Below are 19,108 nucleotides of genomic sequence, written 5' to 3'. Positions count from 1 at the left end.
GAAGAATCGATCAGGGGTCCTACGCGGGACGCATGGGGGACACGGGGGCGGGATGAAGGCGTACACCGACGGCACGGCGCTGGTGCTCGGGCTGGCCCGGATCGAGGCGCGGGCGGTGCGGAGTTCGCGCGTGGGGCCGGAGCATCTGCTCCTTGCCCTCACCAAGCTGTGCCGTTCCGACCTCGGCCGCCTGCTCGAAGCGAGCAGGCTGTCCCCGGCGCAGCGCGCGGAGATCGGGGCCGATGCCCAGGAGATACGGCGCCGATTCGACCGGGCCGCCGTCGATCCGCACCTCTTCCGCCGTCGGTTACGAGCCCTTCTGGAGGCCGACGCCCCGGCTCTCGCCCCCGCGCCTCCGCCCGCGGTGGGCCCGCCCCGGAGCCGTGCCGCACGCGAGGCCTTCGTCCGGGCCGCCGAGATCGCCGGGACGGAGGAGTTCGGTGTCGGCGACCTGCTCCGGGCCGTCCTCGCCTCAGCCATGCCCAGGGCGGCCGAACTCTTCCGGGAGCTCGGCCTCGACGATCCGCTCGCCGCGCTCTTTCCCGAACCCGCGCGCCATCCTGAGCCCGAGCCTGAGCCCGAGCCTGAGCCTGAGCCCGAGCCTGAGCCCGAGCCTGAGCCCGAGCCTGAGCCCGAGCCTGAGCCCGCGCCCGAGCCCGCGCCCGACCCCGAGCCCGAGCCCGACCCCGAGCCCGAGCCCGAGGCCGCCCGTCGCGAGACGCCCGCCCTCGACGCGTACGGCAGAGACCTCAGCCAGCTCGCCCGTGCCGGCAGGCTGCCGCAACTCATCGGCCGCCGTGAGGAGTTGCGTACCCTGGCCCGGGTCCTCGTACGGCAGCGCAAGGCGAACGCCGTTCTCGTCGGGCACGCCGGGGTGGGCAAGACCAACATCGTGGAGGGCCTCGCCGCCCGCCTCGTCGAGCCCGGGGCGCCGGCCGGACTCGCCGGTGCCCGCGTGGTGGAACTGTCCATGGCGGCCCTGGTCGCGGGCACGAAGTACCGCGGCGAGTTCGAGGCGCGCGTCGAGGCGGTGCTGGACGAGGCCCGGCAGTCTCCGGGGCTGATCCTCTTCATCGACGAGCTCCACACGGTGCTCGGTGCCGGCGGCAAGGGAGCGAGCGACGCCGCCAACATCCTCAAACCCGCCTTGGCGCGGGGCGAGTTGCGTTGCATCGGGGCGACGACACCTGGGGAGTACCGGCGGGACATCGAGGCGGATCCGGCGCTGCAACGCCGCTTCGAGGTGATCTGGGTCGACGAGCCGACCAGGGCCGAGGCCGTGGAGATCCTGGAGAAGGTGTGCGCGACGCTTGCCGCGCACCACGGCGTGGAGATCGGCGCCGACGTCCCGGCGGCGGCCGTCGATCTGACGGTACGTCATCTCCCGGAGCTGCGCCTTCCGGACAAGGCCATCGACATCGTCGACCAGGCGTGCTCCGCCGCCCGTATCGAGACGCTGAGCCCCGAGCCGTCACCCGCCTCCGACCCCGGACAGGGCGGCCGGGCCGTCGTCGGGAGCCAGGACGTGGCGGCCGCGGTGGCGGACCGCGCCCGGCTCCCGCTGGAGCGGGTCACCGAGGGCGAGGCGCGCCGCCTGCTCCGTATGGAGGAACACCTGCGCCGCCGGGTCGTCGGCCAGGACGCGGCCGTCCGCGTCGTGGCGGACGCCGTCCGCACCGCGCGGACGGGCCTCGGCGATCCGCGCCGGCCCATCGGTGTGTTCCTCCTCGCCGGCCCCACGGGCACGGGGAAGACCGAACTGGCCAAAGCCGTGGCCGAGTTCCTAGTCGGTGACGAGAGCCGGCTCGTCCGGATCGACATGTCGGAGTACAAGGAGCGGTACACGCTGTCCCGGCTCCTCGGTGCGCCGCCCGGCTATCTCGGACACGACCGCGAAGGGCAACTGAGCGGCCCGCTGCGCGACCGACCGCACAGTGTCGTGCTCTTCGACGAGGTGGAGAAGGCGCATCCGGAGATCCTGGACGTCTTCCTGCAGATTTTCGACGAGGGGCAGCTGACCGATTCCCGGGGGCGCCGGGTCTCCTTCACCGACACCGTCGTCATCCTCACCTCGAACCTGGGGTCCGGCCCGGTCGGACCGCCCCCCGGGCCCAAGTTGCTGGGCTTCGCCCCCTCCCCGGGACCAGGCGAGGCCCCCGAAGTCCCCGACGTCGCCCGAGCCACGGACCGTGCCGCCGACCGGGTCCGGGCCGCGCTCGCGAGGGCCCTACGGCCCGAACTCCTCGGCCGGATCGGGCAGGTCGTCGTCTTCGAGCCCCTGTCGCGGCCCGCGTTGCGGAGCATCCTCGACAAGCTCGTCGACCGCGTCCGCGACCGGCTCGCCGCCAGGAGGATCACCCTCACGCTGACGGACGGCGCCTGCGACCTGCTGCTGCGCCGGACCGACGGCGCGCAGTCGGGCGCCCGTGCGCTGGAGCAGGCCGTCGAACGCCTCCTGGTCCAGCCGCTCGGCACCGCCCTGCTGTCCGGACGCTTCCACGACGGCTCGGAGGTCGTCGTCGACGCGGGAGCCACGGACCTGGAATTCGTAGAATCCGCAGAAGGAGACACGGCACGATGACGGCCACCCCCACCGCCACGGTCACCCTGACACTCGTCGAGGGCAGGCTCGACCCCGACCGGTACGTCTTCGACGAGCGCACGACGTGTGTGATCGGCCGCAGCAAGGACTGTTCGCCGCGGCTGCCGAGCGACGAGCACCACGACACGGTCTCCCGCCACCACTGCCTGCTCGACATCAACCCGCCGGACATCCGTGTCCGGGACTTCGGCAGCCTCAACGGCACGTACGTCAACGGGAAGAAGATCGGCCAGCGGGAGAGCCATCAGACGCCGCAAGAGGGTGCGGCCATGGCCTTCCCCGAGCACGACCTGGCCGACGGCGACGAGATCCGGCTCGGAGAGACCGTCTTCCGCGTCGACATCCACGCACCGCGCACGCTGCCGCTCGCCCGCTGCGCGAACTGCGGCAACCCCGCCGACGGGGACGGCGGCAGCAGGGCGGGCGACCACCTCTGTACGGACTGCCGGTCGGCGCCCGACGTCGTGATCGAGCACCTGCTCGAACTCGCCGACACCGGGCGCCCCGACCTCGCCCCCATCGCCGGCCACACCCTTCTCCGCGAGCTCGGCCGCGGTGGCATGGGCGCCGTGTACCTCGCCCGCCACGAGGCGACCGGCCGTGAGGTGGCCCTGAAGGTGATGCTGCCGAAGGTGGCGGCGAACCCCGACGCACGGGCCCGCTTCCTTCGCGAGGCGGAGATCACGCGGGCCCTGCGGCACCCGAACATCGCCAACCTGTACGAATCCGGCTTCGCCAGTGGCATCTTCTACCTCACCACCGAGTACTGCACCGGCGGCAGCCTGGACCGCGTCCTGAGGCGTAGGCAGGGCCGGCTGACCGTGGCCGAGGCCGTCCCGATCGCTCTCCAGGTGCTCGACGGTCTCGACCACGCCCACCGCCAGGGCGTCGTCCATCGCGACCTCAGCCCCTCCAACATCCTGCTGCACGAGAACGCCGACGGCTCGACGACCGCGAAGGCCGGCGACTTCGGCATCGCCAAGGCCTTCGACCAGGCGGGCCTCAGCGGACTCACCCGTACCGGCGTGACCGCGGGCAAGCCCCACTTCATGCCGCGCCAACAGGTCGTCAACTTCAGGAAGGCGCCGCCCGCCGTGGACGTGTGGGCCCTCGCCGCCTGTCTCTACCAGTCGCTGACCGGGCACACCCCGCGCGACTTCCCCCGCGATCGGGACCCGTGGCAGATCGTCCTGCAGTCGCCCGCCGTACCGATCCGCGAGCGGGATTCCGGCATTCCGCGCGCGCTCGCCGGTGTCATCGACCGCGCGCTGCGCGAGCAGCCGCGGATCGGGTTCGAGAGCGCGGCCGAGTTCCGGGACGCCCTCCGAGCGGCGGTACCGCGCTCGTGACGTCGGGCCCGGGGCCGGTGTCACCCCCGGCCGCCGTCTGGCGGGTCGGGGACGTGATCGAGGGCCGGTACGAAGTGCTCCACGTGCACGAGCAGGGCGGGATGGGCCTGGTGTACCGGGTACGGCACCTGACCTGGGGCACCGACCTCGCCCTGAAGCGTCCGCGCCCCGACCGTCTGCGCGGCCCGAGGGATCGTGAGCGGTTCGTCACCGAGGCGGATCTGTGGATCTCGCTCGGTCTCCATCCGCACGTCTGCGGCTGCCACTTCGTGCGGGTCGTCGACGGCGTGCCCTGCGTCTTCGCCGAGTACGTGCCGGGCGGCAGCCTCGCGGACCGGATCCGCGACGGCCGACTGTACGAGGGATCACCGGACGACGTACTGGCGCGGATCCTCCGGGTCGCCGTGCAGATGGCGTGGGGCCTCGATCACGCGCACCGGCGGAGTCTGGTGCATCGCGACGTCAAGCCCGCGAACGTACTCCTCGACCTCGACGGCACCGCGAAGCTGACCGACTTCGGACTCGCCGGGGCCCATGCCGGAACGTCGGCGGGTCCGGATCCGGCGACCGGCGCGGGCGGCGCGTGGAACACGGCCGCGTACGCCTCTCCGGAGCAGGCCGGAGGCAGGACGGTCGGCTGGGTCCTCGGCCGCCGCAGCGACGTCTACAGCTACGGCGTCTCGGTGCTGGAGATGTTCACCGGCGGGGTGACCTGGATGGCCGGACCGGCCGCGGGCGCCGCACTGGAGGAGCACCTGGCGGACGGTGGCGCCGGCACGGCCATGGGCACGGGCACAGGATGGGGCGGCGGCGCGGGCACGCCGCCGCCCATACCCCGCGAAGTGGCCGGACTCCTGCGTCGCTGCCTCCAGCGCAACGCCATCCTCCGGCCACGGTCGATGGGCGAGATCGCCGACGAACTGACCGCCCTGTACGAGCGCTCGACCGGGCGCGCCGCTCCGCCCCCGCCGCCGGTCACCGAGAACGCCCGCGCCGACGAGCTCAACAACCGGGGCCTGTCCCTGCTCGAACTGGGCCGGGAGGAGGAGGCCGAGACCCTCTTCGCCGAGGCCCTGCAGCGCGACCCCCAACACCTCGCCGCCACGTACCACCGCGGCCTGATGCGTTGGCGGCGCGGCGACGCCGCGCCCGACGGACCGGCGGAGCGTCACTACGAGGCCGTCGTCGTCTTCACCGACGAGGACCTCCTCACCGAACTCGACACCCTGCGGGCCCGCACCGACGACCCGTGGCAGGCCCGCCTTCTCATCGCGCAGGTCCATCTGGAACGCGGGGACCTCGACTCCGCCCGCGCGCTCCTCGACGAGCTGGAAGACGAGCGCCCGGCCGACCCCGACGTACGCGCGGCACGACAGGCGCTCCTCGACGGACGGGTGCCCGGTGGCCGCTGCCTCGGCACCAGGGCCCTGCCCTGGCAGCAGGACGGCACCCGGCACACGAGCCGCCTGGCGCCGAACGGCCGGTGGTTGATGTCGAGCCGCGGTGCGGACGGTACGACGCGGCTCTGGGACCTGACCAGCCGCGTGTGCCGACTGACCGTCACGGCGACGCCGAACACGGTCGACGCCGACGTGGACGGACAGATCGCGGTCTCGGCCGACGCCGCCGGGACCGTACGCGTCTGGGATCTGGCGGACGGCCGCTGCCTGCGGAGTCTCCCGCTCCCCGAAGCAGAGACGGAGCGGGAGCGCACGGCCGGACTCGTCCGCCTGAGCGGCGACGCGCGGCAGGTGACCGTGGTCGTGGACGACGAGGTGTGCGTGTGGGACGTCGGCAGAGCGGAACTGATCCGGCGGCGCCGGCTCGACGGCCGGCGCGACACGCGGTGGGGCGAGGTCAGTGACGACGGGAGGTGGGCGCTGTCCAGCCGTGAGCGGGGCGGCCCGGCCCGGTTGTGGAACCTGGAGACGGGCCGCAGCCGGCTCGTCCTGCCCGACTACTCCCACGCCGGCGGAACCAGCATGGCGGCCGTGTGCCTCGACGCCGACGCGAGCATGGCGGTCACCGCCACCGTCGACCGGGTGCTCCGCGTCTGGGACCTGGCCACCGGACGCTGCGTACGCCGCTTCTCGACGAACCGGCGAGTCACAGCCCTCTCCATGAGCGCCGACGGGCGTTCTCTGCTCACGGGCGCGGCCGACGGGTCGGTCCAGCTCTGGGATCTGCACCGCGGCCGCTGCCTGCGGACGTTCCGCGGTCATCGGGGGGTGGTGCTTGACGTACTGATCGGGGCGGCCGGGACCTCGGGCCTGTCCTTCGCCGACGACGGCACGGCCCGCTGGTGGGAGTGGGAGCCGCTGGGACAGCCGGTCGCCGCACCGCACTTCAGCATGGCTCGGCGCCCGGCCGAGTTGGACCGGCTGGGCGAGGACGTCGACGCCCTCGTGGCGCGGGCGGAACGGGCACGGGCGGAGCAGCGCTTCACCGCCGCGCGTGATCTGCTCGCGCGAGCCCGCGCCGTGCCCGGCCACGAACGGTCTCCGCGGCTGCTGGACGCGTGGCACGCGCTGGGCCGGGTCCTCCCCAAGACCGGGCTGCGCGCATCCTGGCCGGTGCGGACGTTCACCGCCGAGGGAATGACCAGCGTCCTGGCGGTCGCCCTCGCGGCAGACGGACGGCGGGCGGTCTCCGTCGGCGGCGGCTTCGATCCCGTGCGCGTCTGGGACGTCACGACCGGCACCGTCCGGCCACGTCACGGCGCGGGGAACCCGACGACGATCGCGCTGAGCCCCGACGGGGAGCGGCTCCTCACGGCGGGCCATGGCCGGGTCGGTGTGTGGTCGGTCGACGACTTCGTCCGGCTGACGGGGCTCGACCGGGACCAGGTGGGCGGCGCGCAGCACGTGAGCTTCAGCGCCGACGGACGGTTCGCGCTGGCGGCGAGCCATTACTACCCGGGATGGCTGTGGGAGCTGGACACCGGGCGCCGGGTACAGACTCTGCGGGGCGGCGGTGTCTCGGTGATCTGGCTCGGCGACGACGGCCGGATGTCCGTCTCCGGTGGCCTGGACGGACTCGTACGCCTGTGGGACCTGGACAGCGGGGCATGCGTCCGCGTCCTGAGCGGCCATCCCGGACCGGTGGCTTCCGTGTGCCTGAGCGCGGACGGGACCCGGATCCTGACCAGCGGGACGCGCGGCGACCCCACCATCCGGCTGTGGGACGCGGCCGACGGGACGTGTCTGCGCGTCTTCGACGAACTACCGGCCTACGCCTCGGTGGTCCGGTTCACCGCCGACGGGCGGTTCGCCGTGTCCGGCGGAGGCTACGACGCCGCCGTGCGGGTCTGGGACGTCGGCACCGGTCGTTGTCTGTCCGTCCTCGCCGGAGGTGCCGCGCGGATCACCGATGTGGCGGTGACCCCGGACGGGCGATTCGTACTGGCCGGCGAGGAGGGCGGGACGTTGCGACTGTGGGAGCTCGACTGGGAGCTGGGGGCGCTGGGAGCGCCGGAAGGGGAGACGGGGGAACGATGGACGTGACCGGGGGAGGGGCCGGCGGATCGGCCGGGGGTGCGGACCGGGCGTCGGGGCTCTGGCGGGTCGGGGACGTGGTCGACGGCCGGTACGAGGTGCTGCGGGTCCACGAGCAGGGCGGGATGGGGCTCGTGCACCGGGTGCGCCACCTGGAGTGGGGGACGGATCTGGCGGTGAAGTCCCCGCGCCCGGAACTGCTGGCGACGGACGGCTTCCTGGACCGGTTCGTGGCCGAGGCGGAGACCTGGGTGTCGCTCGGGCTCCATCCGCACGTCTGCGGATGCCACTACGTCCGCAGCCTCGACGGCACTCCACGGGTGTTCGCGGAGTACGTCGCGGGCGGCAGCCTCGCGGAGTGGATCAGGGACGGCCGGCTGTACGCCGGAGGCGAGGCGGCGGCGCGGGCGCGGATCGTCGACTTCGCGATCCAGATGGCGTGGGGGCTCGAACACGCCCACAGCCGGGGCCTGGTGCACCAGGACGTCAAACCGGGGAACGCGCTCGTCGACGAGGACGGCACCGTGAAGGTGACCGACTTCGGACTCGCCCGGGCGGCCGGCGCCGGCTCTCCCGGGGCTCCGGTGGGGACCGAACTGCCGGGCGGGACGGTCCTGGTGACGCGCGGAGGGCTGTCGCTGCCCTACGCCTCACCCGAGCAGGTGGCCGGCGGGCGGCTGGGACGGCGTACCGACCTCTACAGCTTCGCCGTGTCGGTCCTGGAGATGTTCACCGGCGGTGTGACCTGGATGGCCGGGCCGGTGGCGGGTGCGGCGCTGGAGTCGTACCTCGCGGACGGCGGGGCGGACGCCGGGGGCGGCGATGCCGGGGACGGGCGGCTGCCCGCCATGCCGGACGGACTCGGCGGTCTCCTCGCCCGCTGCCTCCGCGCGGACCCGGCGCGCAGGCCCGCCTCGGCGGCCGAGTTCGCGGAGGAACTGGCCGAACTGTACGGACAGATGACGGGCACCCCGTACGACCGGCCGGTGCCCGAGGCCGCCGATCTGCGGGCGGACGAGCTCAACAACCGGGCACTGTCCCTGCTCGACCTCGGGCGGGGGCAGGAGGCGGAGCGGGCGTTCGACGCCGCCCTCGCCGCCGACCCCCGGCATCTCCGGGCCACGTACAACAAGGGTTTGCACGAGTGGCGTGGCGGTGTCATCACGGACGACGAGTTCGTGACCGTCCTCGAGACCCTGCGCGGCGACACCGACACCGACCCCGGGCAGGCCCGGCTGATGCTGGCCCAGGTGCATCTCGAGCGCGGCGACCGCGACAGCGCCCGTTCGCTCCTGGAGGAGACGGACCGGGACGGACCCGCCCCACGGGAGGCCGAACCGATCCGGCAGGCCCTGCGATCCGGCCGGGCGGCCGACGCCCGCCTCACCCTGACGGGTCCCTTGCCCTGGCGGGACCACTCGACCTTGTGGCGGGACCTCTCCCGGCTGTCCGGGGACGGCAACGTGGCGGTGACCGGCGGCCGTGACGGGCGGATCCGGCTGTGGGACCTGCGGAGCGGGGACTGCCGGCTCACCCTGGAGGGCCACGACAAGGAGGTCGTCGCTCTCGACATCGACGCCACCGGCCGCAACGCCGTCTCCGCCGACGCGGACGGCGTCCTCCGGTTCTGGGACCTCGCCGAGGGCCGGAGCCTGGGCGTGCGCGTCCCCAGGGTCAGCCCGCGCCTTGCCCGCGTCGACGACCTGCGGCTCAGCGGCGACGGCCGGATCGTGGTGGCCCTCGTGAACGGCACGCTTGGCGCGTGGGACTTTCCCACCGGCCCGTGGCACAAGGGTCTTGGCAGGGCGCTGGGCACCGGACCCGATGTGCTGTTCACCCATCTGGAGGTGAGCGCCGACGGCAGCCGCGTCCTGACCAGGTCCGGCGACGGCGAGGACACGACGACCGGCACCTGGGCCGTATGGGACCTGAGAACGGCGCGTCGTCTCTGGAGCGTGCCCCCGGCCCAGCACGTACAGGCCATCTCCCTGAGCGCCGACGGACGCTACGTCGCCCTCGCGACCAACGCGGGAGCCAACCGCCATCGGATCCAGCGCCGGCACGTGGACAGCGGTCGGGAGGAAGGAGAGATGACCGGGCCGCACTGGAGGGTGACGACGCTCGCCCTGAGCCCGGACGGTCGCCTGGCTCTCGCCGCGAACGGGGACGACGACGGCGTACGGCTCTGGGACCTGGCCGAGGGCCGCTGCCTGCGCACCTTCCGGGGCCACCCCGACGGGGTGCGACGCGTCCTGTTCGGCGCCGACGCCCGTTCCGCGGTGTCCGTCGACCGGAACGAAGCGCGGTGGTGGGCCTGGGACCTCCCCGGGGCGTTCCCGGCGACACCCCTGCTCAGCGTTCCCCGCCGCCACGGTGACCTGGACCGGAACGGCCGCCAGGCGGCAACGCTGCTGGCCGCGGCCCGGGAAGCGATGGCCGCGGGCCGCCACCCCGAGGCCCTCGAACTCCTGGAACGGGCCCGGGCGGTGCCCGGCCACGAGCGCACCCCGGACGTGCTGGACGCGTGGCGAGAACTGGGGGCGGCGACGGTACGGGTGGGGCTGCGCGGCGTCACGGCGCTCCGCACCCTCCGCGGAGCCCTGTCCCATGTGTCGGTGGCGATCTCGGCGGACGGGCGGCGTGTCGCCTGCGGTGGAAGAGGGTACGTCGGGCTGTGGGACGCCACGAACGGCAAGCAGCACAAGGAGTGGGAGAGCGAAGGGGGCGCCTCCGTCGCGCTCAGCGCCGACGGGCGGCGGGTGATGGCCAGCGGGGACGCCAGGATCACCATGTGGACCGCGCCGCACGGCCATTGGCCGGTCCGCCTGGACACCCGTAAGCCCGGCGGCCGTTGGGGTCCGCCGGGCATCGGAGCGAGCGGGGACCGCGGTGCCGTCTCCTTCGGCGCCGACGGGCGGCTCGCCCTGGGCGCCTGCGGCGACAACGCCCTGCGGATGTGGGACCTGGCCGACGGTCGATGCGTACGGACCCTGACGGGTCACCGCACCTGGTGCAACGAGGTGTGGCTGAGCCCTGACGCGCGGCGGGCGGTCTCGGGGGGATCCGACGGGGAGGTCCGGGTGTGGGACGTCGAGGCCGGGACGAGTCTGACCATCCCGCACGAGGGCACCTGGATCGACTCGGTGTGCCTCGCCGCGGACGGCCGCCAGGTGCTGTGCGCCGGGGACCACCAGGGCCACACACTCTGGCTGTTGGACGCCGCGACGGGGCAGTTCGTCCGCGGCTTCGACGACGTGACCGAGCCCTCGGCGGGTGACGGCGAGGAGGATCCGGACCGATCCGGTCAGGTCCTGATGGCCCGGCTGACGTCGGACGGCCGCTTCGCGGTCTCGGCCGAGCGGGCCGGCGCGGTCCGCATCTGGGAGACCGCGACGGGGCGCTGCCTGCGCACCCTCGACGCCCACACGGACGACGTCGAGGGCATCGCGCTGACACCGGACGACCGCTTCCTGGTGACGGGAAGCACCGACGGGACCATGCGCCTCTGGGAACTCGACTGGCAACTCGGAGGCGGCTAGGAGAGCCCGAACGCCAGGCCCGCGCGTGGTCAGAGGGGCTGGAGGCGGGTGTGCAGGAGGCAGAACTCGTTGCCTTCCGGGTCGGCCAGGACGTGCCAGTTCGCGGTGCCGGTCTGGCCGACGTCGGCGGGCCTGGCGCCGAGCGCGAGCAGTCGCTCCAGCTCGGCGTCCTGGTCGCGGTCGGTGGGGTTCACGTCGATGTGCAGCCGGAGCTTCCCGGCCCGCGGGTCGTCGCTCGGGCTGAGCATGAGCGTCGGCTGCGGCCCGCCGGAGCCGGCGTCGGGCGGCCCGATCTCGATGCTTCCGTCGTCCTCCCGGCCGAGTTCGACGTATCCGAGGACCTCGCTCCAGAACGCGGCGAGCCGCTCGGGGTCGGCGCAGTCGATGACCAGTTCACTGATGCGGCATGCCATGCCCGGCAGCGTACGGAGAGGGCGTTCACGATGCCGATCACTCCGGGCACGGCCGCGCTGGAACCGCGACGCGCCTCAGCGCCCGGTAGCGCCGAGGAACACCACCGCGCCGGCGATGACGAGTACGGCGGAGAGGAAGGTGTGCCGCCGCGCCCTGCGCAGCTTCTCCCGCACGATCCACGCGTGCGCGGTCGCGAGCAGCCAGCGCAGATACGGGTCGGTCCGTGCGATGTTGCGGTGGGCCGTGGCCAGTCCGCGTTCCAGCGCCGCCCGTTCCGCCGTTCCGGCGGTCTGCATCCGTCGCGAGATTTCCGTGGCGACCCGGCGGTGCCGCAGCAGGCCCTCGACGTCGGTGGCCGCCGAGCCGAAGTAGTAGCCGGGCGCGGCGTCGAGCTGCTCGCGCAGCCCGCGAAGGGCCGGGGAGGTGAGGACCTCGGGCGTGGTCAGCGGTGGTACGAGCACCTCGCTGGTCTGCCACATCGCCCAGGCGATGCCGAGCAGGGCCACGAACAGGCCGCCGCCGGCCCAGGCCGCGTGCGCCCAGCCGTCGATCCGCCCCACGGCGAGCAACGGCCCGCCGCCGAGCAGCAGCGCGCCAACGGCCCCGGTGGACGCGAGGGTCCACCGCGCGGCCTCCCGGCTGTCGGCGACGGAGTCCAGCGGCGAGGGCAGTGCGTCGAGGACGGCGCCGCCGGGGGGAACGGTGCCGCCGGGGAGGACCGCGCCGCCGGGGAGAGCGGTGCCGCCGGGGTCCGCGGCCGTCGGCGGGGCGCTCACGGCGACTCCTTGCGGAGTACGAGGCCGAGCGGACCGGGATCGTCGTCCGGCAGGTCCACGTACGCCGCCCACGCCTCCCCGTCGAAGTACTCGAGCAGGCCGGCCTCGTTGACCCGCACCGCGTTCGGCTGCGGGGGCTCTTCAGGGGTGTCCGACATGAACCCAGTATGAGGGTTGGGCAGTTGGCGTCATTGCCCGGTGGTCGCCCGCCCCGTCATCCTGGCCGCGCGGGACGGACGCAAGGCGAGAGCGGGACGGGGGCTCATGTGATCGAGCTGGCGATCGGCAGCACGGACGTGATGTGCGACATCGGGGGCGTCAGAACCTCACAGCCACCGAAGGCGGCGAGCCGGCGCACGGCCGATCTGGTGTGGCGGCTGCGCAGGGAGCCGTCGGACGAGCTGTTGTGGGAAGTGGGTGCCGCGCTCGCGGACCGCTTCCTCGACGGCCCCGTCGGCCGGGCGCTGTCGGAGGAGCTGCGCCGGCCGGGGCCGCACCGGATCGGCGTCGAGGTGACCGATCCGGCGGTGGCGGACCTGCCGTGGGAGACGCTCGTACCGCCCGGTCGCGCCGTCCCGCTGGCCCTGGACCCCGGCGTCGATCTGTACCGGACGACGCGGCGCACCGGTGGGCCGGCCCCCGCCGCGACCGGCGGCCCCCTGCGGATCGTCGCCGCGGTCGCCGCCCCCGACGACAGCTCGGGCCAACTCCTCGACTACGAAAGGGAATGGGCGAGGATCCTGGACGCCGTGGAGCCCGGTCGCCGCACGGGCCACCGGGTACGGGTCCTGGAGTGGGGCAGCGCGGCGGCGATCCGGTCCGCGCTCGACGCGGAGGCCTGCGACGTCCTGCACATCTCCTGCCACGCCCGCCCCGGCGCGCTGCTCCTGGAGACCCCCACGGGCGAAGAGGACGCGGTGGACGCGGCCCGCTTCGTACGGGACGTCATGCCGTCCGACGGCGGGGTGCCGCTCATCGTGCTCGCGGGCTGTTCCACCGCCCTGGAGGGCCAGGCCGAGCTGCCCGGTCTGGCCAGGAGCCTGCTGGACAACGGGGCTCAGGCCGTACTGGCGATGAACAGCGTCGTCAGCGACGACTACGCCATCGAACTGTGCGCGCGACTGTACGAGGGGCTGGCGAGCCGCCCCGACACGGACCTGCTCACCGTCTTCTCGGACGTGCGTCGGGAGCTCGCGCGCGAACCGCGTCCGCTTCCCGAGTGGGCGACGCCGGCGCTGTTCCTCGCCGATCCGGCGTTACGACCGGGCGGCGGCCCCTCCGCGGGGTCGCGGGCCGCCGACCCCCTCGAAGCACCGAGCTCCGACGTCGGCGAACCCGACACACAGGCGGTCGTGGTCGACGGCACGGTCCGTGGACGGCACGCCTTCGTCGGCCGCAGAAGGACCCTGCGGCAGCTGGCCGGCACCGAGCCGCGGGTCCTGCTGCACGGCATCGGCGGCATCGGCAAGACGAGCCTGGCCGCCGAACTCGTCCGCCGTTTCACGGCGGACGCGGCCGACGGTGTCGTGGTGGCGGTCGCCGGTGGGACGACCGTCGACACGATCATGGAGCAGCTGCGCCGCCGGCTGGGCGCGCACTGCGCCCGGAAGGGGCTCACGGAGACCGAGCCGCTGCACCAGTGGGTGATCGCCCTGAACGAGCCCGGACGCGACTGGCGGGAGCTGCTCGGGGCGGCGCCCGTCGGGGCCGCCGTACCGCTCCTGCTGGTTCTCGACAACGCCGAGGACAACCTGGACGCGGAGCACCACCTCGTCGACGCGGAACTCGCGGAGTTCCTCCAGGCCTGGGCGGAGCGCCACAGCACCCTTGTGACCAGCAGATATCCCTTTCCCATCGCGGGCGTCCAGAGCCTTCATCTCGGGCCGCTGACCTGGCAGGAGACCCGGAAGCTGATCTGGCGCCTGCCCGGCATCGACGCCTTGTCGCCGCCCGAGCAGGCTCAGGTGTGGGCGCGTCTCGGCGGTCATCCGCGTTCCCTGGAGTACCTCGACGCGCTGCTGCGTGACGGCGCGGCCCGCTTCGACGAGGTGAGCGCCCGGCTGGGCGCCGCACTGGCCGGTCGCGAGATCGCCTCGGGCGGCGGGCTGGGGCGGCAGCTGCACGAGACCGGTGCGCTGATCGCGCAGGACGTGCTCCTGCCGGAACTGCTCGCCCGGCTCGACGACGTCCCCGCGGCGCGGCGGTTGCTGCTGGGCGCGGCGGTGTACCGGCTGCCGGTGGACCGCGCGGGCCTGACGTGGCAGGTGGCGGCGGCGTCGGCCGCCCCGTCCGGCGTGACCGACCCGTCCGACGTGTCCGGCGCGGCCGCCCCGCCGGACGCGGCCGACCCGTCCGACGCCGCCGAGCCGCCGCCGGAGCCGGACGACCTGGACGAGGCCGTGGCACGGCTCCTGCATCTCGGGCTCCTCGCGCCCGCCGGCGATGGTTACCTCGTGCACCGATGGACCGCCGCGGCCCTGGCGCGCATCGCGGGACCGGGCCGGCTGACCCGGGCCCACCGCAGGGCGGGCGCGTACTGGGCGTGGCGGTGCGGCACGACGACGGCGCAGGACACCTACATCGGCTACGTACTTGAGGCGAGGTTCCACGAACTGGCCGGCGGCCGCGTGCCGAAGGCCCTCGACCACACGGAACGGGCCTGCCGCGAACTCCAGCAGAGCGGCCAGTGGGCCCGGGAGGAGCGGCTGCGTCACGAGGCGCTTTCGATGGCCGTACCGGGGTCGCTGGTCGCCGCCGAGATCCTCTCGGAACTCGGCGGACTGGACGTGCGCAGGGGGCGGTACGCGCAGGGCGAGAGCCGCTACCGACAAGCGATGGCCCGCTTCGCGGAGCTGGGCGCCGAGGACCTGGTCGGGGCCGTGCTGCACAACCTGGGCACGCTCGCCGAGCACAGGGGCGACCACGACGAGTCCGAGCGCCTGTACCGGCAGTCGATGTCGATCATGGAGCGCCTCGGCGAGCGCCAACGGGTGGCCATCACCATGCACCAACTCGCCGGCCACACCAGCCGCGGGGGCGACGATCGTCTCGCGGAGCAGCAGTACGTCGATGCGCTGGCCATCTGCGAGGAACTGGGCGATCTCGCGGGGATCGCGGCGGCCCAGCACCAGATCGGCATCCTGGCCTTCCGCGCGAAGGACTACGTGAAGTCGGAACGGTGCACGCGCGTCGCTCTCTCCCACCACATCACGCTGGGCGACCGGGTGAACGAGGGAAACGGCCGGATCGCGCTCGCGAAGATCGCCCTGGAACGTTTCGACCACGACGCGGCGCAGGCGGAGGCGAGGGCCGCCCTGGAGATATTCGAAGCGATCGGGAGCAGCAGGAACATCGCCGAGGCCTGCCAGCAGCTCGGTGAGATATCGCGCGACGCCGGGGACCTGCCCTGGGCGGAGACGTGCTTCTCCCGCGCGGCCGCCGTGTTCGCGGCGCTCGGGGAGAGGGCGCATCTCGCCGCGTGCGACCGGCAACTCGGTGCCGTACGAACGGTCCTGGGGCGTGCGGAGGACGCGGTGCCGTGCATACTCGAGGCCTGGCTCGAAGGGCGGCGGGATCCAGGCGGGCACAAGGACCTCGACTGGCTCGCCGTCCTGCGCTGGGAGCTCGGCGCCGACGCCTTCGACCGGATCGTACGGCGGCACGTCGATGCCGCGACAGCGGACCACGTCATGTACCTCACGGTGGGGTACATCCGGCTGTTCGACTCCTCGCCGACTCCGTCGCCGTTGGGCACGGCCTACGTGCAGCTGGCGATCGCCGCGAACGCGCGGGGCGCGTACGGTACGGCCCGGATGCTCCTGTTGCGTGCGCTGCCGGTGTGCGAGGCGTCCGGTTACCCCGAGGCCGTCGCCAAGTGCCACGAAGACCTCGGGCTCGTGAACCTGCACACCGGCCACCTGGAGGCCGCCGAGCGGAGCTATCGGGCGGCGCTCACGCTCTTCGAGGAGCTGGGCAACCACACCAACCGGGCCATCGTGCTCCACCAGCTGGGCCGGGTCTGCCAGGACCGGCACGCCTACGGCGAGGCGGAGGAGTACTTCCGCGCCTCGGTGGCCGTGAAGAGAGCTCTCGGCAACCAGGCGGGGGTCTCCAACAGCACGTTCCACCTGGGGCGGGTGGCCCAGTTACGGGGCGATCTGGAGCTCGCCGAGCAGTGCTACCGCGAGTGCCTCGCCATCGACGAGGCGGCGCGTGCGTGGAAGGAGGTGGCGCTCGACTACGGCGAACTGGGCAACCTGCGCGCGGACCAGGGGCTTCCCGAGGAGGCGGTACCGCTGATGGTGCGGGCACTCTCCCTCAACCAGCAGATCACGTCGGACAACGCGGTCCTCAACCTCGCGGCCCTGCGCCAACAGCGCGCCGCGCTCGGCGAAGAGGAGTTCACCCGGCTGCTCGGCCGCCACTTCGACGAGGCGTCGGTCTCGGCGGTCCTCACCCTCACCGCGACGCTGCCGACGACGGAGGGCCGCACGGGGTGAGCGTGCCGGCCCACGGGGGGCCGTCGAGCCGCTGGTGGGCGTCGCGCTCCGCGGCGGCATGCCACCAGCCGGGCGGGGAGGGAGCGGTGACCTCGGCGGTGGGCTGGCCGGGATGGAGCCCGAGCCGCCGTAGCGCGTCGGCGTGGACGAGGACGTCGAACCAGCCGTGCCAATCGCCGTCAGGGCCGATGCCGCAGGCCAGACCCCACTGGATCTCCTCCGGGCCGAAGGGCATCCAGTCGATGCCGCGGTCGCGCAGTCAAGCGCGGGCGGCCGCCATCGGGTGGAGGCGGCCGGGCAGATTCCCGTAGGCCGCGATGGTGATCCACTCTGCGCCGGGTGTGTCCATGGCGTCCATCATGCCGGGTGGCCGCCCAGGCGTCATGGGGCCTTGCGCGCCCTAGACCGGGGTGGGTTCGACGGCGGACCATCCCTTGGTGGTCGGGGTGAAGACCAGCCCGCCCACCACCAGGAAGCCTGACGGGCCGTCGGGGCGGACGCCGCCCGGGACGGTGAAGCGGGCGGTCTTCTCGCGGGTGGTCAGGTCGATCACCACCCCCGAGGTGCGGCACCGGACGTACGCGAGGCCGTCGGTCACCACCACCGCGTTCGCCGTCTCCGGGCGCTCCGGGTCGGCGCATTCCGCCGCCAGCGGGATCCGCCACACAGCCCCGCCGGACTCCTGGCCGACCTCCATGAAGACCGGTTCGCCCTTTGCCGCGGTCGCCATCACGTACACCCTGCCCCCGGCCGCGGCCGGCCCGGACAGCGCCGTGCCGGCGTACGGGATGCTCTTCGTCCGCCGCCTCCCAGGATCTCCGCGCAGCACACCCGTCCCGTCCTCCTTGCCGCACAGGAACACGGTCGCGTCGGACTCGTCCTGGGCCAGCGCGAGTCCGTGACGTTCGCACGTCCCGGGCAGCGCGAACCGGGTGCCGTCCCGCGGAGTCCCGAACGGCAGCTTCTCCCCGGTGGCCGCGTCGAGCGCCGTCACGAAGCTCTGCAGCCCCCGCCCTTGTACGTACACCCGGTCCGCCGCCACCCGCAGCGCCGGGTGGCCGTCCTCGGCGCCGGACACCGTCTGCCGCCACAGGACCTTCCCGTACCGGGTCTCCAGGGCGGTGACCGTGCCTGACTCGTCGACCGCGAACACCCGGCTGCCGTCCGCGTCAAGGACCGGCCGCCGCAGCTTCTCCTTGGTACGGAACTCCCAGCGGGGAGCGCCGTCGGCGAGGTCCACCGCGGTGAACCCGTCACCGCCGAGCACGATCACCGTGTGGCTACCGGCGGTCGCTCCGGGGGCCACCAACGGGCCCTGCCCGTCCACGGCATCCTCCAGCAGCTGTCCCCACAGCGGCTCGCCCGTCGTCGCGTCGAACCTGCTGAGTATGTCCTCCGGACCGTTCTCGGGGCCGCGCGCCGTACACACCAGCGAGGAGTCCGCGTACCCGCAGGAACCCATGTCCGTCCCGCCGTTCCACGCCCGCCAGCCGGCGGGGCGCCGGGCGGGCGGGTCCGCGTAGGCGCGGTTGCCGGCCGGGCTTCCGCCGTCGGTGGCCACGTACGGGGAGAGGGTCCCGGTGACCGCCGATCGGGTGGGCGTGGCCCGAGGGGCCTTCGCGCCGCCCTGCGGGCCGTCGTCCGACGGGGAGAGCCGCAGGTAGATCCCGCCGCCGGCCAGCAGTGAAGCCGCGAGCGCCCCGGCGAGGAGAGCGCGCCGCCGGTGCCGTCGGCGCCATACGGCCGCCGTGTCCCCGACCGGGCCGGTCGGCGGCCCGGAGCGTCCGGTGAGCGCACTGCCTGCGGTGTCCTTGCCGAGCCTGGCCGCACCTGCCGAGCCGGCCGTCGGCTCCGACCCACCAGCCCCGCCCCCGTTCACGCCCTCACGGAGAGGGGTCTCCCAGTCGGCCGCCGGGATCCCCGCCAGCGTGGCCAACAGCTCGTCCGGCCCCGGCCGGGCGGTCGCCTCCTTGGCCAGGCATGCTCCGACCACCGTCCGCAGCGAATCAGCCAGCGCTCCGATGTCCGGCGCCTCGGACACCACCCGGTACGCGGTCATGTAGTGCGAGTCCGCGTCGAAGGGCCCCCGGCCGGTCGCCGCGAACACCAGCACCGACCCCAGCGAGAACACGTCCGACGACGCCCGTACCCGCGCCGGAGCCGACAGTTGCTCCGGCGACATGTACGGCGGCGTCCCCAGGATCTGCCCGGTCGAGGTCAGCGTCTGCTGCCCCGCCGCCCGTGAGATCCCGAAGTCGATGACCCGCGGCCCGTCGTCCGTGAGGAGGACGTTGTCCGGCTTCAGATCGCGGTGGACCACCCCGGTGGTGTGGAGCTCGCGCAGCGCCTCCACCAGGCCGAGTGCGAGCACCCGCAGCGCGGTCCCGCGCAGCGGCCCGTCCGCCTTCACCCGCGCGCCCAACGTCCGCCCCGGC

The 19,108-nt window shown here is 73.7% G+C and carries 10 protein-coding genes; 5 read left to right on the top strand and 5 right to left on the bottom strand.

Annotated elements, in window-relative coordinates:
* Window positions 1–52 precede the first annotated feature (52 nt).
* The 4 genes from Q5762_RS03160 to Q5762_RS03145 are packed head-to-tail and all read left to right on the top strand — an operon-like array spanning window position 53 to window position 10,984.
* Window positions 53–2,581, top strand: coding sequence for an ATP-dependent Clp protease ATP-binding subunit (locus Q5762_RS03160; protein ID WP_315890361.1), 2,529 nt, complete (start codon window positions 53–55; stop codon window positions 2,579–2,581).
* Window positions 2,578–3,951, top strand: a complete 1,374-nt coding sequence (locus Q5762_RS03155) for a protein kinase domain-containing protein (RefSeq protein WP_315890360.1) — start codon at window positions 2,578–2,580, stop codon at window positions 3,949–3,951. Before Q5762_RS03160 ends, Q5762_RS03155 begins: the two co-directional genes overlap by 4 nt.
* The gene (locus Q5762_RS03150) at window positions 3,948–7,454 is read left to right on the top strand and encodes a protein kinase domain-containing protein (RefSeq protein WP_315890359.1); all 3,507 of its coding nucleotides are present in this window, start codon (window positions 3,948–3,950) and stop codon (window positions 7,452–7,454) included. Before Q5762_RS03155 ends, Q5762_RS03150 begins: the two co-directional genes overlap by 4 nt.
* Window positions 7,445–10,984, top strand: coding sequence for a protein kinase domain-containing protein (locus Q5762_RS03145; protein WP_315890358.1), 3,540 nt, complete (start codon window positions 7,445–7,447; stop codon window positions 10,982–10,984). Before Q5762_RS03150 ends, Q5762_RS03145 begins: the two co-directional genes overlap by 10 nt.
* A gap of 29 nt (window positions 10,985–11,013) precedes the next feature.
* Here the strand turns inward: Q5762_RS03145 and Q5762_RS03140 are convergent, their stop codons facing one another.
* From Q5762_RS03140 to Q5762_RS03130, 3 genes are all read right to left on the bottom strand, one after another.
* Window positions 11,014–11,397 (bottom strand): VOC family protein, encoded by a 384-nt coding sequence (locus tag Q5762_RS03140; protein WP_315890357.1) that lies wholly within the window; start codon window positions 11,395–11,397, stop codon window positions 11,014–11,016.
* A gap of 75 nt (window positions 11,398–11,472) precedes the next feature.
* Entirely contained in the window at window positions 11,473–12,174 is a 702-nt protein-coding gene (locus Q5762_RS03135; protein WP_315890356.1) for a hypothetical protein, read from the bottom strand.
* On the bottom strand, window positions 12,171–12,332 hold the full coding sequence (locus Q5762_RS03130; protein ID WP_315890355.1) for a hypothetical protein: 162 nt from the start codon (window positions 12,330–12,332) through the stop codon (window positions 12,171–12,173). The genes Q5762_RS03135 and Q5762_RS03130 overlap by 4 nt, the downstream gene beginning before the upstream one ends.
* 108 nt (window positions 12,333–12,440) lie before the next feature.
* On the opposite strand from Q5762_RS03130, the gene Q5762_RS03125 reads away from it, so the two are divergent.
* A complete protein-coding gene (locus Q5762_RS03125) occupies window positions 12,441–16,673 on the top strand; it encodes a tetratricopeptide repeat protein (protein ID WP_315890354.1) in 4,233 nt (1,410 codons plus the stop codon).
* Here Q5762_RS03125 and Q5762_RS03120 read toward each other — a convergent pair.
* Both Q5762_RS03120 and Q5762_RS03115 read right to left on the bottom strand, forming a co-directional pair.
* Window positions 16,633–16,908: a hypothetical protein gene (locus tag Q5762_RS03120; protein WP_315890353.1), complete on the bottom strand. Its 276-nt coding sequence runs from the start codon at window positions 16,906–16,908 to the stop codon at window positions 16,633–16,635. The two genes, Q5762_RS03125 and Q5762_RS03120, sit on opposite strands and share 41 nt — an antisense overlap.
* A 165-nt stretch (window positions 16,909–17,073) precedes the next feature.
* Complete coding sequence (locus Q5762_RS03115) at window positions 17,074–19,095, bottom strand: protein kinase domain-containing protein (protein WP_315890352.1); 2,022 nt, start codon at window positions 19,093–19,095, stop codon at window positions 17,074–17,076.
* Between the last annotated feature and the right edge of the window lie 13 nt (window positions 19,096–19,108).

Source organism: Streptomyces sp. P9(2023) (genome assembly GCF_032436795.1).
In the GTDB taxonomy this organism is placed as follows: Bacteria; Actinomycetota; Actinomycetes; order Streptomycetales; family Streptomycetaceae; genus Streptomyces.
The sequence above is the reverse complement of the archived record's forward strand: the minus strand, read 5'-3'. Positions and strand labels throughout refer to the sequence as shown.

Bases quoted from the DNA above. Each gene is read 5' to 3' on its own strand.
- Q5762_RS03160 (WP_315890361.1), top strand. From the start codon at position 53: ATGAAGGCGTACACCGACGGCACGGCGCTGGTGCTCGGGCTGGCCCGG.
- Q5762_RS03155 (WP_315890360.1), top strand. From the start codon at position 2,578: ATGACGGCCACCCCCACCGCCACGGTCACCCTGACACTCGTCGAGGGC.
- Q5762_RS03145 (WP_315890358.1), top strand. From the start codon at position 7,445: ATGGACGTGACCGGGGGAGGGGCCGGCGGATCGGCCGGGGGTGCGGAC.
- Q5762_RS03140 (WP_315890357.1), bottom strand. From the start codon at position 11,397: ATGGCATGCCGCATCAGTGAACTGGTCATCGACTGCGCCGACCCCGAG.
- Q5762_RS03130 (WP_315890355.1), bottom strand. From the start codon at position 12,332: ATGTCGGACACCCCTGAAGAGCCCCCGCAGCCGAACGCGGTGCGGGTC.
- Q5762_RS03120 (WP_315890353.1), bottom strand. From the start codon at position 16,908: ATGCCCTTCGGCCCGGAGGAGATCCAGTGGGGTCTGGCCTGCGGCATC.